This window comes from Rhizobium sp. AC44/96, from assembly GCF_001692185.1.
In the GTDB taxonomy this organism is placed as follows: domain Bacteria; phylum Pseudomonadota; class Alphaproteobacteria; order Rhizobiales; family Rhizobiaceae; genus Rhizobium.
The window spans coordinates 903,912-916,987 of sequence record NZ_LXKO01000001.1; the positions used below are offsets into that span (position 1 = coordinate 903,912).

The following is a 13,076-nucleotide window of genomic DNA, read 5'->3' on the forward strand; positions in this document are numbered from 1 at the left end:
ACAGGATCGTCCTGATCCTGCACTCAAAGCCTCACACGAATGGTTTTCGCATTTGTCAAAGAAGAAAATACAAGTTTAACGAAAGCGGATTTTGTTTCGGCCGCTTCAAGCGAATGCCCTGACCGCGAGATACCCGCCTGCCGCTGCCATTGCGGTGACGAAACCACCCCACAGCACGTCGACGATGCTCATCGCCAGAGGCCAATTCTTCAGCGTTGCGAGATTGGTCACATCATAGGTGCCGTAGGCCGCAAGTCCGAGAACCGCCCCATGGATGATCGCGATGGTAATCGAGGCCGAAGACAATCCCGGCCGCGTGGCGAGAAACACGATGGCAAAGGCAAAAAACACATAAAAGACGACCGCAATGCCGAAATTGGGAGAGGGGAGCATCAACTCGCCGAGCTGATCGCGATAGAAGGTACGGGCAACCAAGCCGAGCCAGATCGCGTCCAGGACAAGCAGTGTCATGAGCGCGCCGGCGTAGGCAATAACCTGTGTCTTCATCTCGATACTCCCATCGGTGTGCCCTTGTACGCGGATCAGGGAGATTGGATTGCCTGACCAGCGATTTATCCACCCTGACGCAGAACTCTTTCGTACCCTGCACGTTTTAATAGAGTTAGCGGGCGCAAGGGCGCTCTATCAAAATAGCAAGGAGACGAGGATGTCTGACATCATGTTGCAGCCGAAGTCATGGGTGGTCGTTTGCGATGGAGGGAAAGCCTTGATCATGCAAAATGCCGGCGACGCGAGCGGCATCAACCTGAAGGTCCAGGAGACCTTGACGCAGCCGAATGAGCCAGACCGCGAAATCGGCGCGGATAAGCCCGGGCGCACGCACGCCGCCGACGGATTGAGCGGAAGTGCCGTCGAAGAGACGGATTGGCACAAGCAGGCGGAAGTCGAGTTCCTGAAGCAGGTCGCATCCAAACTCGATCTGCTTGTGCGCGAAAGGGACGTCCAGCGCATCGTGATTGTTGCGCCACCGCGGGCGCTAGGCACGCTCAGAGCAAGCCTCAGTGCCGATGTGCAGGCAGCAGTCTCTGCGGAACTGGCAAAGGATTACATCAACTTGCCGGTCGAGCAGATCGAGCGACGACTGGCCGCCTAGACGGCATAAAGCAGGAGGGCGCAGCGGCAAGCTCGCCCACCCGCACGCTACGGCTTAGCTCTCGAAATTCAATCGCAGGACGTGGTGGAGGAACTCCGGATTGATCAGCATGTTGAAGCTGATCGTCACGAGATCGCCCTCGCGCTTGACGACCGTCGAACCGATCTCGTCGTGAATGCCGAGAATCTCGAGGAAGAAGTGGTTCGGCACTTCCAGGTTCGGATTGACCTCCAGCACGGCGCCGGCGAGCGTGATCGTGCGGATCAGGCAGCGGACTTGCGTTCCCGTGCTGAGGTGGTGTCCGACGAAGATGATCTTGCCGGGGCGATCGAGCGAAAACTCCCGATAAGCCTGTTCCGGCTGGGGGTGCTCTGTGTCGAGGTGCATCTGAAAGGCCATGTTAGCCTCCGCTTGTTGTACGCTTCTAGATTAGCGCAAGATTGCTGACAACTTCTGAACAATCTCCCTACAATCTGAAGCTTATGCCTGTCTGGAGAGCAGAATGGCTCATTGTTGGGCAAAGCAGGCAAGCCGCTCCTGCTTGACAGGCCGCCGCCCTTCAATCATATCGGACATGGCTCGAGGCGCCAGCCGCTCGCGGACGACAAGTCCATGGTGAAGTCCTCGGCAAGATTCAGTCACAGCCATTTGGTGCATGCTGACTGCAGGCAATGCGAGCTCCCTTGTGACGGTCGAAATGGCATGCCTTCCGAAAGGCTGAATCCGTGACCACTGCATATCCCTCAATCGATGAATTGAAGTCGCAGGCGAAGCGTCTCCGTCAGGCGATGGAAACACGCGGCGCCGCGATCTCACACAGCGCCGCCCTCGAGCTTGTCGCCCAGCAGCACGGCGTGCGTGACTGGAACACGCTTTCCGCGCTCGCGACACGGCCAAACGACGAGCCGATCGCTGCCCTTTCCGTCGGCGCGAAGGTCCGTGGCCGGTATCTGAACCAGACGTTCAGCGGCAAGATCCTGGCGCTCTCGGCACATGGCGGCGGCCTCCACAAGATCACGATCCACTTCGACGAGCCCGTCGATGTCGTGACCTTCGAGAGCTTCTCGGCGTTCCGGCAGCGCATCAATGCGCAGGTCGATGGCAATGGCGTGTCGCCGCGCAAGACGTCGAACGGCGTTCCCCACCTCGTTCTCGACATCTGAGCCGCTCCCGCTTTCTTCATCCCAGACGGCCGCAGCCGCGCGCCGTCGCTCTTCGGTATCCCTATGAAAAACAATGCTGAAAAGAACATGTTTCTGACCGCCCCGCTTGCCGCCGTCTTCGCGCGGACGGCGGCGCCGATCATCATGATCACGACGATCAATGGTCTCTTCGCGGTGGTCGACGCCTACTTTCTCGGTGCCTATGTCGGGCCGGCAGCGCTCTCGGCCGTCACGCTGATCTTTCCCGGTCTTATGATGATCATCGCCCTGCAATCCCTCGTATCGAACGGCATGGCAAGCATCCTTGCTCGCCAGCTCGGTGCGGGAGACAAGGCGGCCGCGCGCCGGACATTTGCCACGGCGCATCTCCTTGCGATCGCAGTCGTGGTCGCACTCAATCTCGTCTATTGGAGCATCGGCTGGCGGATCGTCGAGGCGGCCGCCGAAGGCAATGCGATGGTGGCTGCAAACGCTACGCTCTTCATGGCGATCATGATCGGCTCTGCTGTTATCGCCTTCTTCCTGTCGCTGAACATTGATGCCCTTCGCTGCGAAGGCCGGATCGGTTTCATGACGGCCGTGACGCTTGCAGCATCGCTCCTCAACATCGCAGCCAACTGGTTTTTCATGGCGGTGATGCAGTGGGGCGTAGCCGGTTCGGCGATCGGCACCGTCTCGGCGCAAGCGATCTGCCTTGCCGCAATCCTCGCCTATCGCTGGCGGAAGGCCGACGCCTTGCGACCGGCGGGCCGTGGTGCGGCTGGCGAATGGAAGGCCGTCCTCGCCTTGGGCATGCCGATGAGCCTCGGTTTCATCGGGATTTCGCTGAGCTCAGCAGCGGTGATCTTCAATCTTTCGCTTTGGGGCAAGTCGGACTATGTGGCGACGATCGGCGCCTATGGCATCATCACGCGGATCATGACCTTCGCCTACCTGCCGCTGCTTGGCCTCAACATCGCCTTCCAGACCATCTCAGGCAACAATTTTGGGGCGGGGCTTTCCGAACGTGTTGGGCGCAGCCTGCGGATCGCGATGGTCTCGGCGCTCGTCTATTGCGCAACGGTCGAGCTGGTCGTCGAATTGCTGGCCGGAAGGTTCGGGGCGATCTTTGTCAGTGATCCCATCGTGGTGGCCGAGGTGGCGCGCATCTTGCCATGGACGGTCGGCTGCTATTTCCTCTTCGGCCAGATGATCGTGCTTTCGGGCTATTTCCAGTCGATCGGCGATGCCCGGCGTGCGGCGATCTTCGGCCTGTCGCGGCCGTATCTCTTCACGCTGCCTCTGACGTTCCTGCTACCGCATGTCTTCGGTGAGATGGGGATCTGGATGGTGCCGGTCTTTGCGGAGTTATGCATGCTGCTGCTCGCCGCCTGGGTGCTTGTCCGCCTGGCGAAAAGCAAGGGCTGGCGCTACGGTCTGCTGCCCGCCTGAAGCATGGGCGCGGCTCTCCCGTTCACTCATTGTTGCTCGCTCTGGCCGTGGTCGCTGCAGCGTCGGCTTCCTTGAGCGCCTCGGCGCATTCCTGGCAGCAGACCTCGACGGTCTTCCCGCCGAGCTTGACACTGATGACATCCGGCCCGAGTTCACAGTCGCAGGCGGCACAGGTTGTTTTCTTCATGGCAATGATCCTCTGTTTGGTATCCCTTCGGGACAGGATCATAAGACCACTTACGCCGCCGGCGCCGCTGTCGAATTCTTTAGCAACTTCTCAGCGCCGAAGCCGCGCCGCGCGCTGGAATTCCGCGGGTGTCTGGCCGTAGGTCTGTCGGAAGGAGGAGGTGAAATGGCTGTGGCTGGAAAAGCCCAGCTCCAGGCCCAGCGCCGTCAGGTCGTCGTACTGTCCGAGCAGGTCCAGCGCCCTCGCAAGGCGCAGCCGCAGCTGGTAGCGGTAAAGCGGGGTCGCTTCGACCTGCTGAAAGACCTGTGTGAGATAAACAGGCGAAACGCCCACTTCCGCGGCGATTTCGGCCAGCGTCCACCGGCGGGCGATATCCGAGGAAAGGGCGAGCTTTGCCCGGTCGACAAGCTTCTGTCGCCCGACGCTGGCACCTGCGGCATGTGATGTTCGTTCACCGAGCGACCGGCGGACAAGAGTGAGCGCCAGCGTTTCTGCTTCGAGTGTCTCGGCAGCCTTGCGATGCAGGCCGTGGCGCAGCAGCGCCACGAGCGCCTGCGCTCGCGGATCGATCCGGCGTCGCTGCCGGCGGAAACCGAAGAGCTCTCCCGGCTGGATCTGATCTTTCGGCGCAAGCTCGGCAAGCAATGCCTTGCGCGGCATTGAAGAACAGCATCTGGTTCGCCTCAGCCACGGTGTCGTTGCGCCCGACATGGCGCATGAAAACACCGCGGTAAGGATAGACGAGGCTGGTCTTGTGGGCGCATTCCTCGTCGCTCTTATGCCGACACTCGCCATTGCAGACGACGTCACGGATCGTGACGGTGTTCGTCTTCAACAGCAGTTCGGTCGAAAATTGCGCCATGACATTTTCCGGAAGTTGCATGCGAGAAAGCCTGCTATCGGCATTGTAGCACAGTTCAGTCCCGGCAATAGACATGCACATCGCTCTCGGTCTGGTAGCGCGACAGGCCGATATCTTTCAGCTGCTCGTCGGAAAGCTCCATGACGGCGTTCAGGTTGCGTCGCTCCCTGAGTTTGCGCGCTGTCCAGCGATAAAAAGAGAGAAGGGCGGTCAGGAACCGCGATGGCTTGGCCGAACGGCGGCTCTCGGCCGCAAGAATGGTGGTTGAGCCGTGCATGGTAATCCTCCATCGGTTTTATTTCGATGGAGTCAGTGAACCATCTGCACGGCTCGCCCGCTGTCAGATTATTTAGCGATTCTGCGTCGGCTTATTTCAGGAGCCATTCGTGCTCCGGCGCATTGTGGAATTTCCACACCCGCTTCGGCCCGGCCATGACGTTGAGATAGTAGAGATCATAGCCGTGAATGGTGGCGCAGGGGTGATAGCCCTTCGGCACCAGCGTCACATCGCCATTTTCCACCGCCATTGCCTCATCGAGCGAGCGGTCGTCGGTGTAGACGCGCTGGAACGCAAAGCCCTGCGGTGGGTTCGTGCGGTGGTAATAGGTCTCTTCCAGCAGGCTCTCATTCGGAAGATTGTCCTGATCGTGCTTGTGCGATGGGTAGGACGAGGTGTTTCCGCTCGGCGTGATGACCTCGACAACCAGCAGCGAATGGGCGGAATTGTCGTCTTCGGGCATGATGTTGGTCACCAGACGCACATTCGAGCCCTTGCCGCGCTGGAACTGCGGATGCACGCCGGGCGGGATGAGCTTGGCCTTGTAGTCGCCACCGCCGGGCGCCGAGCAGACGGCGAGTTCGAGATCCGTCTCGGCCGTGACCGACCAGCCGGAGCCGGCCGGCACGTAGAGCGAATGCGGCGCACCCTCGAACGGGCTCATCCGCCCGCCGACGGTGCCGAAATCCTCGCCTGCCGCCGTTGCCTTGCCCTTGCCTGATACCCAAACAAGGCAGACTTCGCGACCGCTTGCATCGCCGGAGACGGTCTCACCCGGCTTCAGCCGATGCATGTCGAAGCCGACATAAGTCCAGCCGGCGCTTTCGGGCGTCACATGGGTGACGCGGCCGTGCGTGCTGGATGGTTTTACCTTCAGGTTTGGCATCGGTACTCTCCATTGCCTGCAAATTTCCCCATGGGGGAGAAGTTGGGCGTCCCGCCGTCAGACGAAACGCCTCGAGTTACCCCTTGGGAAAACCCTCGGTTTCGACGGTATAGCCAGCGGCCGTCATGACGCGCATCAGCTCGGCGTGGCCGATTTCCGCCATCTTCTGAGGCGGCGCCTTGCGTGGATCCTGTTCGGCCTCGACGACGAACCATCCTTCGTACCCGTAACCGGCGAACCGCTTCACAATCGCACCGAAATCGAGCGAGCCATCACCCGGCACGGTGAAGGCGCCGAGCGCCACCGCATCGAGGAAGGACTGCTTGCTACGGTCGAGCCCGTCGACGACAGCCTTGCGGATGTCCTTGACGTGAACGTGGTTGATGCGGGCGTGGTGGTTGTCGATGGCGCGGAGAACGTCGCCGCCGGCAAACGCCAAGTGCCCAGCGTCGAGCAGCAGCGGAATGCCTTCGCCCGAATTGCGCATGAAGGCGTCGAGCTCCGGCTCGGTCTCGACGACGGCCGCCATGTGGTGGTGATAGGAAAGCGGCATGCCCTGTTCGGCACACCATTCGCCGAACTGCGTGACCTTGCGCGCATAGGCCTTCATCTCGTCATCCGAGAGACGCGGCTTGGTCGCGAGAGGCTTGGAGCGGTCGCCCTGGATGGAGCGGCCAACTTCGCCATAGACGATGCAAGGCGCGTTGACGGCCTTGAACAGCTTGATCATCGGCGCGATGCGATCCTTGTTGGCGGAAAGATCCTCATCGACGAGCGTGCCGGAGAACCAGCCGCCGCAAAGCGTCACGTCGGCGGCACGCAGGATCGGCAGCATCTCGGCCGGATTGTTCGGAAAGCGGCGGCCCTGTTCCATGCCAGTGAAGCCGGCGCTACGCGACTGACGCAGGCATTCTTCCAGGGATACGTCGTCGCTGAGCTCGGGAAGATCGTCGTTCCACCAGGCGATCGGCGACATGCCAAGTTTGGCCTTCATCAATAGTCTCCTCAAAAGCATTGTTGGAAGAGCGGGCCCGCTCTTCCAGAAGATGAAATCAGTCGATCAGCCGATGCGCTGAGCGGCGCGCGCCTTGACATAAGCCGCGTGCGCCTTGTTGACCTGTTCGCGTGGGCTGACTTCGGGAACGGCGACGTCCCACCAGTAGCCGCCGGCATCCGTGGTGATCAGCGGATCGGTGTCGATCACGAAGACCGAGGTGCGATCGTTCTTCTTCGAGTCCGCAATCGCCTTTTCAAGCTCGGCGATCGAGGCAACCTTGACCGCAATCGCGCCCATGCTCTCGGCATGTGCCCGGAAGTCGATCTCCGGCATGACTTCGTAGTGCGCGTCCTTCAGCAGATTGTTGAAGTTCGCACCACCGGTCGCCATCTGCAGCCGGTTGATGCAGCCATAGCCTCGGTTGTCGAGCAGGACGATGTTGAGCTTCAGGCCGAGCATGACCGATGTCGCAAGCTCGGAATTCAGCATCATGTAGGAGCCGTCGCCGACAAGGACGAAGACTTCTTTCTCAGGATGCGCCATCTTGGCACCAAGGCCGCCGGCAATCTCGTAGCCCATGCAGGAGAAGCCATATTCCATGTGGTAGCTGCCTGGCGCGGTCGCCGGCCAGAGCTTGTGCATCTCGCCCGGCAGGCCGCCGGCAGCACATAGGCCGATTGCCTTTTCGAGATCGATCGAGCGGGTAACAGCGCCGATCACCTGGGCGTCGGAGGGCAGGGCGACATTGGTGCTCGCCATCGCCTTGGCGGCGGCGTCCATCCAGGCCTTTTTTTCTGCCTCTGCCTTGGCCGCCAGCGCAGCCGGCGCCTTCCAGCCTGCAAGCCCGCTCGAAACGGCCTTCAACCCCTCGCGGGCATCGGCCACCAGCGTCTGACCGTCATGCTTGGCTGCGTCGTAGGCAGCAATGTTGAGGCCGAGGATCTTCAGCTTGTCGTTCTGGAAGAGCGCCCACGAGCCCGTCGTGAAGTCCTGACAACGTGTGCCGACCGCGATGATCAGGTCCGTTTCGGTTGCAATCGCATTGGCCGCAGATGTCCCGGTGACGCCGACGGAGCCGAGCGCCAGCGGGTGCCGTTCGTCGATCGCCGACTTGCCGGCCTGCGTGACGACGACGGGGATCCGGTGTTCCTCGGCAAACGCCGTGAGCTCCTTGGTGGCCTGCGAATAGAGCACGCCGCCGCCGGCAATGATCACCGGCTTTTCTGATTTCTTGATGAGCGCGATGGCGTTCGCCAGCTCATCGGCATCCGGGCGAGGGCGGCGCGTGGTCCAGACACGCTCTTCGAAGAAGCTTTCCGGATAATCGAAGGCTTCGGCCTGCACGTCCTGGCACAATGACAGTGTGACAGGGCCGCAATCATAGGGATCGGTCAGTACCTGCATGGCGCGCTTCAGCGCCGAGATGATCTGCTCTGGCCGCGTGATGCGGTCGAAATAGCGGGAAACCGAACGGAAGGCGTCGTTGGCTGAAACCGTGCCGTCGCCAAAATCCTCGATTTGCTGCAGGACCGGATCCGGCGCGCGATTGGCGAAAACGTCGCCCGGCAGGAAGAGAACCGGGATACGGTTGACATGAGCGACGCCGGCAGCGGTCACCATATTGAGTGCACCGGGGCCGATCGAGGTGGTGCAGGCCATGAATCGCTGGCGGAAATTCGCCTTGGCATAGGCAATCGCCGCATGCGCCATGCCTTGCTCGTTATGGGCGCGGTAGGTCGGCAGTTCGCCACGGACCTGATACAGCGCCTCGCCGATGCCGGCGACGTTGCCATGCCCGAAGATCGCCCAGACGCCGCCGAAGATCGGGACCTTCTTGCCATCGACCACGGTCATCTGCTTCTTGAGGAAATGCGTGACGGCCTGAGCCATCGTCAATCGTACAGTCTTGCCCATGGGGCACCTCCCAAATGCTCTAATTAATGCAGGCCGCGGGTTTTCAACCAGGCCTCGGTCAGTTCACGGAAGCGTCCGGCCATGTCGGCGACCGCTTCCTCGTCGTTGATCTTGCCGGAAAGCCAGGCACGAGCGGCGTCGGCGAAAATCGTGCGCCCCACGGCGAAACCCTTTACCGATGGCGCGGCCAGCGTTGCCTCGAAGCCCTTCACCAGCTCGTCTGCCGGCGCCTCCAGCCCGAGCAGCACGATACCACGGCACCAGGGGTCGTTCCTGGCGATGACGGCGTCGATCTTCTTCCACGCTGCGCTCGATGCCTGCGGCTCCAGCTTCCACCAGTCCGGCTTAATCCCGAGTGTGTAAAGCTCTTCCATTGCCGTCGCGATCGTATCGTCGGTCAACGGGCCGTTCTTGCTGGAAATGATCTCTACCAGAAGCTCGCGCCCGACTTTGCGCGCCGCTTCGAACAGGGTGCGCAGCTTCTCCTGCTGTTCCTTTTTCAGTTCCGCCGGATCATCAGGATGGTAGAAGCAGAGGCATTTGATGCAATGATCGAGCGGCCACTCGACAAGCTGAGAGCCGATATCCTGGCTGAATTCGAAACGCAGCGGCTTTGAGCCCGGCAGCTCCACCGGCCGGCCGATCCAGGCGAAATTCTTGGTCGCTGCGTCAAAGAAGGCATCGCGGCCAAAGCGCTCGTCGATCAACATCCCATAGCCGTTGCGGCCATCGGCGACGCGCGCGGCGGCTTCCACGGCAAGTCGCTTGAAGGCGACAATCTTCTTGTAGTCGACGCCGAGCTCGTCGCAGACGCTTGTCAGCTGCGAGCGATGATCGATGGCGAGCGCCATCAGCAGCGGAATATCGCCCTTGCGGTTCGATGCCCAGTGAATGTGGTTGATCGCCTCATCCTTGCGCAGCGCTCGATGCTTGCTGCCGTTCTTCAGGAAGAAATCGAGTTCCGCCCAGGTCGGGTATTCAGGCGAGCAGAGCAGGCGGGATACCGCGAACGCTCCGCAGGCATTCGCCCAGGTCGCGCAGGTTTTCAGCGGCTCGTCCTTCAGCCAGCCGCGCAGGAAGCCGGACATGAAGGCATCGCCGGCGCCGAGCACGTTGAATACCTCGATCGGGAAACCTTCGCCGACGATACCGGCTTCGAGATCGTCCGAGATCGGACCGTCATAAACGATGCAGCCCATCGCGCCGCGCTTCAGCACGATGGTCGCGGGCGACAGCCGGCGGATCTCCTTCAGAGCGCCAAGTACGTCGTCAGCGCCCGATGCGATCAGGATCTCCTCTTCCGTTCCGACGATCAGGTCGCAATCCGGCAGGGTCTCCTTCATCTTGGAAGACACCCGGTCCGACTTCACGTAGCGCTCGAACCCTTCCGCATGGCCGGCAAGGCCCCAGAGGTTCGGCCGATAGTCGATGTCGAAGATCACCTTGCGGCCGTTGGCCTTGGCGATACGGATCGCCTTGCGCTGCGCCGCTTCCGTGTTCGGCCGGGAAAAATGCGTTCCCGAGACCAGCACCGCGCGCGAGGACTTTATATAGGCCTCGTCGACATCGCTCGCTTCGAGCGCCATGTCGGCGCAGTCGGAACGATAGAAGATCATCGGCGAAACGCCCTCGGCCTCGACGGCAAGAAGAACGAGTGCGGTCAAACGCTCCTTGTCGGTGATGATGCCATCTGTCGCCACGCCTTCGCGTGCCGATTGCTCGCGGATGAAGCGGCCCATCTGCTCGTCGCCGACGCGGGTGATCAAGCCGGACTTGAGACCAAGGCGGGCGGTGCCGATCGCGATATTGGCAGGGCAGCCACCGACCGATTTGGCGAAGGACGCGATGTTCTCGAGCTTGGAACCGATCTGCTGGCCATAGAGATCGACGGAGGATCGGCCAATCGTGATCACATCAAGCAACAGCCCCGGCTGAAGGCCCGGATTCGATTCTACCATCATGTCCTCCCGATCATTTTCAATCCGGCGCAAATGGCAGCCGGTGATTTCGATCAATGAAACATCGGTTCCGTTTGAATGTCAATTCAGAATATTTATTCCATTTTGGCTTTTTTAGGTTTCGCCTGTGCCAGCTTACGCCGCCGCTCGGCGATGGCCACCGGCAGCGCCATCGTCAGTGCCATGGAGGCCGAAAGGGAGCGAAAGCCCGCGAAATCCGCTTCCGCTACTTCAAACCAGCATGCAGCGCTGGCCGCCAGAGGTGAGAAGGCCGAATCGGTGATGACGACGACAGGGACACCACGCTCCGCCAGCATCTCTGCCTGGCCGAGACTCTCGGCGGCATAGGGCGAAAAACTCGCCGCGATCGCGGCATCCTTGGGCGTCGCGAACTGCACGGTTTCTGCATCGACACCATTCGGTGAGGCAACGATCTGGTGGCGGATGTTCAGCTTGGAAAAGGCATAACTCATATGCGCCGTCAGCGGGTAAGAGCGCCGCTTGGCAATGAGGTAGATGGTATCGGCACCTGCGAGAATATCGACCGCCTTGCTGAAGGCTTCCGGCTGAATGGTCGCTGCCAGCCGATTGATGGATTGGCCGGCGGCCGAAATGAAGCCGGAAAGAAGATTGGCATCCTCGTCCTCGCCGGTCGATTGCTCCAGCGTGACCAACCGCTCTTCGTAGCTCAGCGTTCGGTCGCGAAGCCGCTCGCGAAAGATGCTCTGCAGGTCGGAAAAGCCTTCATAGCCAAGGTGATGCGCCAATCGCACCAGCGTTGACGGCTGTACATCCGATGCCATGGCAATGCTGGCCGTCGTGCCGAATGCGATCTCATCGGGATTGGCGAGTGCGAACGCCGCCACCTGGGCCAGCCGCTTCGGCATCGTGGTCTTGCGTTCGATGATAGCGCTGCGCAGGCTTTCGAAGTCGCGCGGAACGCGCGCCGTCGCCTTGGAGTCGTTGTTCATGTGCTCATCCGAAAAATGAAACGTATATTCCAGTTTCAGACCATAGATGATTTCGAGCATGCGGCCTATTTGTTTTTTATGATTGGAAAACAAAGCGAATACATACTGTTAAGCTCTTCCATAGGTGCGTGGATTGAGCGGATTGCCTTAGCAAAATGATTCAGTCATTCCAAAATCCAATCCGGAGAGGGAGGAGATCATGAAGTCACTGGGCGTCGGCCTGATCGGCACGGGTTACATGGGCAAATGCCATGCGCTTGCATGGAATGCAGTCAAGACGGTGTTCGGCGATGTCGAGCGCCCGCGGATGGTGCATCTTGCCGAAGCGAACGCGGATCTGGCGGCGGCCCGCGCCGCTGAATTCGGCTTCGCGAAGGCGACAGCGGATTGGCGGGCACTGATTGCCGATCCCGACGTCGATGTCGTCTCCGTCACCACGCCCAATCAGTTTCATCCCGAAATGGCGATAGCAGCGCTCGAAGCGGGCAAGCATGTCTGGTGCGAAAAGCCGATGGCGCCGTCCTATGTCGATGCCGCGCGCATGGAAAAGGCGGCTAGGAGCGCAGGCAAGGTTGCCGTTCTCGGCTACAACTACATCCAGAACCCTCTCATGCGGCATATAAAGACGCTGATCGGCGAGGGCGCGATCGGCAGCGTCAATCACATCCGAGTCGAGATGGATGAGGACTTCATGGCCGATCCGGACGCCTTCTTCTATTGGAAGAGCGAATTGGCGGCCGGCTATGGCGCGCTCGATGACTTCGCCGTGCATCCGCTGTCGCTGCTCTGGTATCTCTTCGGTCATGTCGAGGCCGTCGTAACGGATATGGTGAAGCCTTATGCCGATCGGCCGTCGAAGGATGGTGGCCGCCGTCCCGTCGAAAATCACGACGCAGCCAGTGTGATGATGCGTCTTGGCGGCGGCATTTCCGGTGTGCTGATGGCGAACCGTGCCGCCTGGGGCCGCAAGGGCAGGATCGCCCTGCAGATCTTCGGATCGAAGGGCGCGATCGCGTTCGACCAGGAGCGCATGAATGAGTTCGAACTTTATCAGGCCGATGGCCGCGGCACCGAGCAGGGCTTCCGCAAGATCCTGGCGGCGCCCGCTCATCATCCTTATGATCGCTTCATTCCGGCACCGGGGCATAGCCTCGGCTTCAACGATTTGAAGATCATCGAGTGCCATGAACTCATTCGTGCGATTTCCGGTGAGCCGTCGTCCCTTGTCACATTCGAAGACGGTCTCAGGATAGAAAGGTCGGTTCATGCCATGGCACAGTCGTTCCACGAGCGCCGTTGGGTCGAGATAGGCTAAA

The 13,076-nt window shown here is 60.6% G+C and carries 13 protein-coding genes and 1 pseudogene; 4 read left to right on the plus strand and 10 right to left on the minus strand.

Translation table 11 applies throughout. The annotated features are described in order from the left end of the window. Window positions 1–105: 105 nt before the first annotated feature. Window positions 106–507 (minus strand): DUF2177 family protein, encoded by a 402-nt coding sequence (locus A6U87_RS04350; RefSeq protein WP_065689966.1) that lies wholly within the window; start codon window positions 505–507, stop codon window positions 106–108. Between the two features lie 160 nt (window positions 508–667). Between A6U87_RS04350 and A6U87_RS04355 the strand changes: the two genes are divergently transcribed. Further along, window positions 668–1,114: a host attachment protein gene (locus A6U87_RS04355; protein ID WP_065689967.1), complete on the plus strand. Its 447-nt coding sequence runs from the start codon at window positions 668–670 to the stop codon at window positions 1,112–1,114. Between the two features lie 54 nt (window positions 1,115–1,168). Here A6U87_RS04355 and A6U87_RS04360 read toward each other — a convergent pair whose 3' ends face one another. Then, on the minus strand, window positions 1,169–1,501 hold the full coding sequence (locus A6U87_RS04360) for a hypothetical protein (RefSeq protein WP_065690270.1): 333 nt from the start codon (window positions 1,499–1,501) through the stop codon (window positions 1,169–1,171). Between the two features lie 338 nt (window positions 1,502–1,839). On the opposite strand from A6U87_RS04360, the gene A6U87_RS04365 reads away from it, so the two are divergent. Then, window positions 1,840–2,277 carry a glyoxalase superfamily protein gene (locus A6U87_RS04365; RefSeq protein ID WP_065689968.1) on the plus strand — a complete coding sequence of 146 codons (438 nt, stop codon included), beginning with the start codon at window positions 1,840–1,842 and terminating at the stop codon, window positions 2,275–2,277. Window positions 2,278–2,340: 63 nt separating this feature from the next. After that, a complete protein-coding gene (locus tag A6U87_RS04370) occupies window positions 2,341–3,708 on the plus strand; it encodes an MATE family efflux transporter (RefSeq protein ID WP_065689969.1) in 1,368 nt (455 codons plus the stop codon). A gap of 22 nt (window positions 3,709–3,730) precedes the next feature. Here A6U87_RS04370 and A6U87_RS30050 read toward each other — a convergent pair whose 3' ends face one another. The 8 genes and pseudogenes from A6U87_RS30050 to A6U87_RS04405 form a co-directional block, all read right to left on the minus strand. Continuing rightward, window positions 3,731–3,895: a hypothetical protein gene (locus A6U87_RS30050; protein ID WP_189635569.1), complete on the minus strand. Its 165-nt coding sequence runs from the start codon at window positions 3,893–3,895 to the stop codon at window positions 3,731–3,733. A 90-nt stretch (window positions 3,896–3,985) separates the two neighbouring features. Beyond that, window positions 3,986–4,757, minus strand: a pseudogene (locus A6U87_RS04375) (helix-turn-helix transcriptional regulator). A 55-nt stretch (window positions 4,758–4,812) separates the two neighbouring features. Further along, window positions 4,813–5,034: a DUF1127 domain-containing protein gene (locus tag A6U87_RS04380; RefSeq protein ID WP_065689970.1), complete on the minus strand. Its 222-nt coding sequence runs from the start codon at window positions 5,032–5,034 to the stop codon at window positions 4,813–4,815. 91 nt (window positions 5,035–5,125) lie between these two features. Further along, complete coding sequence (gene iolB / locus A6U87_RS04385) at window positions 5,126–5,920, minus strand: 5-deoxy-glucuronate isomerase (RefSeq protein ID WP_065689971.1); 795 nt, start codon at window positions 5,918–5,920, stop codon at window positions 5,126–5,128. A 76-nt stretch (window positions 5,921–5,996) separates the two neighbouring features. Next, a complete protein-coding gene (gene iolE / locus A6U87_RS04390) occupies window positions 5,997–6,914 on the minus strand; it encodes a myo-inosose-2 dehydratase (RefSeq protein ID WP_065689972.1) in 918 nt (305 codons plus the stop codon). A gap of 66 nt (window positions 6,915–6,980) precedes the next feature. After that, window positions 6,981–8,831, minus strand: a complete 1,851-nt coding sequence (gene iolD / locus A6U87_RS04395; protein ID WP_065689973.1) for a 3D-(3,5/4)-trihydroxycyclohexane-1,2-dione acylhydrolase (decyclizing) — start codon at window positions 8,829–8,831, stop codon at window positions 6,981–6,983. Window positions 8,832–8,854: 23 nt separating this feature from the next. Beyond that, window positions 8,855–10,789, minus strand: a complete 1,935-nt coding sequence (gene iolC, locus A6U87_RS04400) for a 5-dehydro-2-deoxygluconokinase (RefSeq protein ID WP_065690271.1) — start codon at window positions 10,787–10,789, stop codon at window positions 8,855–8,857. Window positions 10,790–10,884: 95 nt separating this feature from the next. After that, complete coding sequence (locus A6U87_RS04405) at window positions 10,885–11,760, minus strand: MurR/RpiR family transcriptional regulator (RefSeq protein ID WP_065690272.1); 876 nt, start codon at window positions 11,758–11,760, stop codon at window positions 10,885–10,887. A gap of 199 nt (window positions 11,761–11,959) precedes the next feature. Between A6U87_RS04405 and A6U87_RS04410 the strand changes: the two genes are divergently transcribed. Beyond that, window positions 11,960–13,075 (plus strand): Gfo/Idh/MocA family protein, encoded by a 1,116-nt coding sequence (locus A6U87_RS04410; protein ID WP_065689974.1) that lies wholly within the window; start codon window positions 11,960–11,962, stop codon window positions 13,073–13,075. Window position 13,076 lies beyond the last annotated feature (1 nt).

What these genes read in the sequence shown, in the direction of transcription:
- A6U87_RS04350 (WP_065689966.1), bottom strand. Translation starts at nt 507, where the DNA reads ATGAAGACACAGGTTATTGCCTACGCCGGCGCGCTCATGACACTGCTT.
- A6U87_RS04355 (WP_065689967.1), top strand. Translation starts at nt 668, where the DNA reads ATGTCTGACATCATGTTGCAGCCGAAGTCATGGGTGGTCGTTTGCGAT.
- A6U87_RS04360 (WP_065690270.1), bottom strand. Translation starts at nt 1,501, where the DNA reads ATGCACCTCGACACAGAGCACCCCCAGCCGGAACAGGCTTATCGGGAG.
- A6U87_RS04370 (WP_065689969.1), top strand. Translation starts at nt 2,341, where the DNA reads ATGAAAAACAATGCTGAAAAGAACATGTTTCTGACCGCCCCGCTTGCC.
- A6U87_RS30050 (WP_189635569.1), bottom strand. Translation starts at nt 3,895, where the DNA reads ATGAAGAAAACAACCTGTGCCGCCTGCGACTGTGAACTCGGGCCGGAT.
- A6U87_RS04380 (WP_065689970.1), bottom strand. Translation starts at nt 5,034, where the DNA reads ATGCACGGCTCAACCACCATTCTTGCGGCCGAGAGCCGCCGTTCGGCC.
- iolB (WP_065689971.1), bottom strand. Translation starts at nt 5,920, where the DNA reads ATGCCAAACCTGAAGGTAAAACCATCCAGCACGCACGGCCGCGTCACC.
- iolE (WP_065689972.1), bottom strand. Translation starts at nt 6,914, where the DNA reads ATGAAGGCCAAACTTGGCATGTCGCCGATCGCCTGGTGGAACGACGAT.
- iolD (WP_065689973.1), bottom strand. Translation starts at nt 8,831, where the DNA reads ATGGGCAAGACTGTACGATTGACGATGGCTCAGGCCGTCACGCATTTC.
- iolC (WP_065690271.1), bottom strand. Translation starts at nt 10,789, where the DNA reads ATGGTAGAATCGAATCCGGGCCTTCAGCCGGGGCTGTTGCTTGATGTG.
- A6U87_RS04405 (WP_065690272.1), bottom strand. Translation starts at nt 11,760, where the DNA reads ATGAACAACGACTCCAAGGCGACGGCGCGCGTTCCGCGCGACTTCGAA.
- A6U87_RS04410 (WP_065689974.1), top strand. Translation starts at nt 11,960, where the DNA reads ATGAAGTCACTGGGCGTCGGCCTGATCGGCACGGGTTACATGGGCAAA.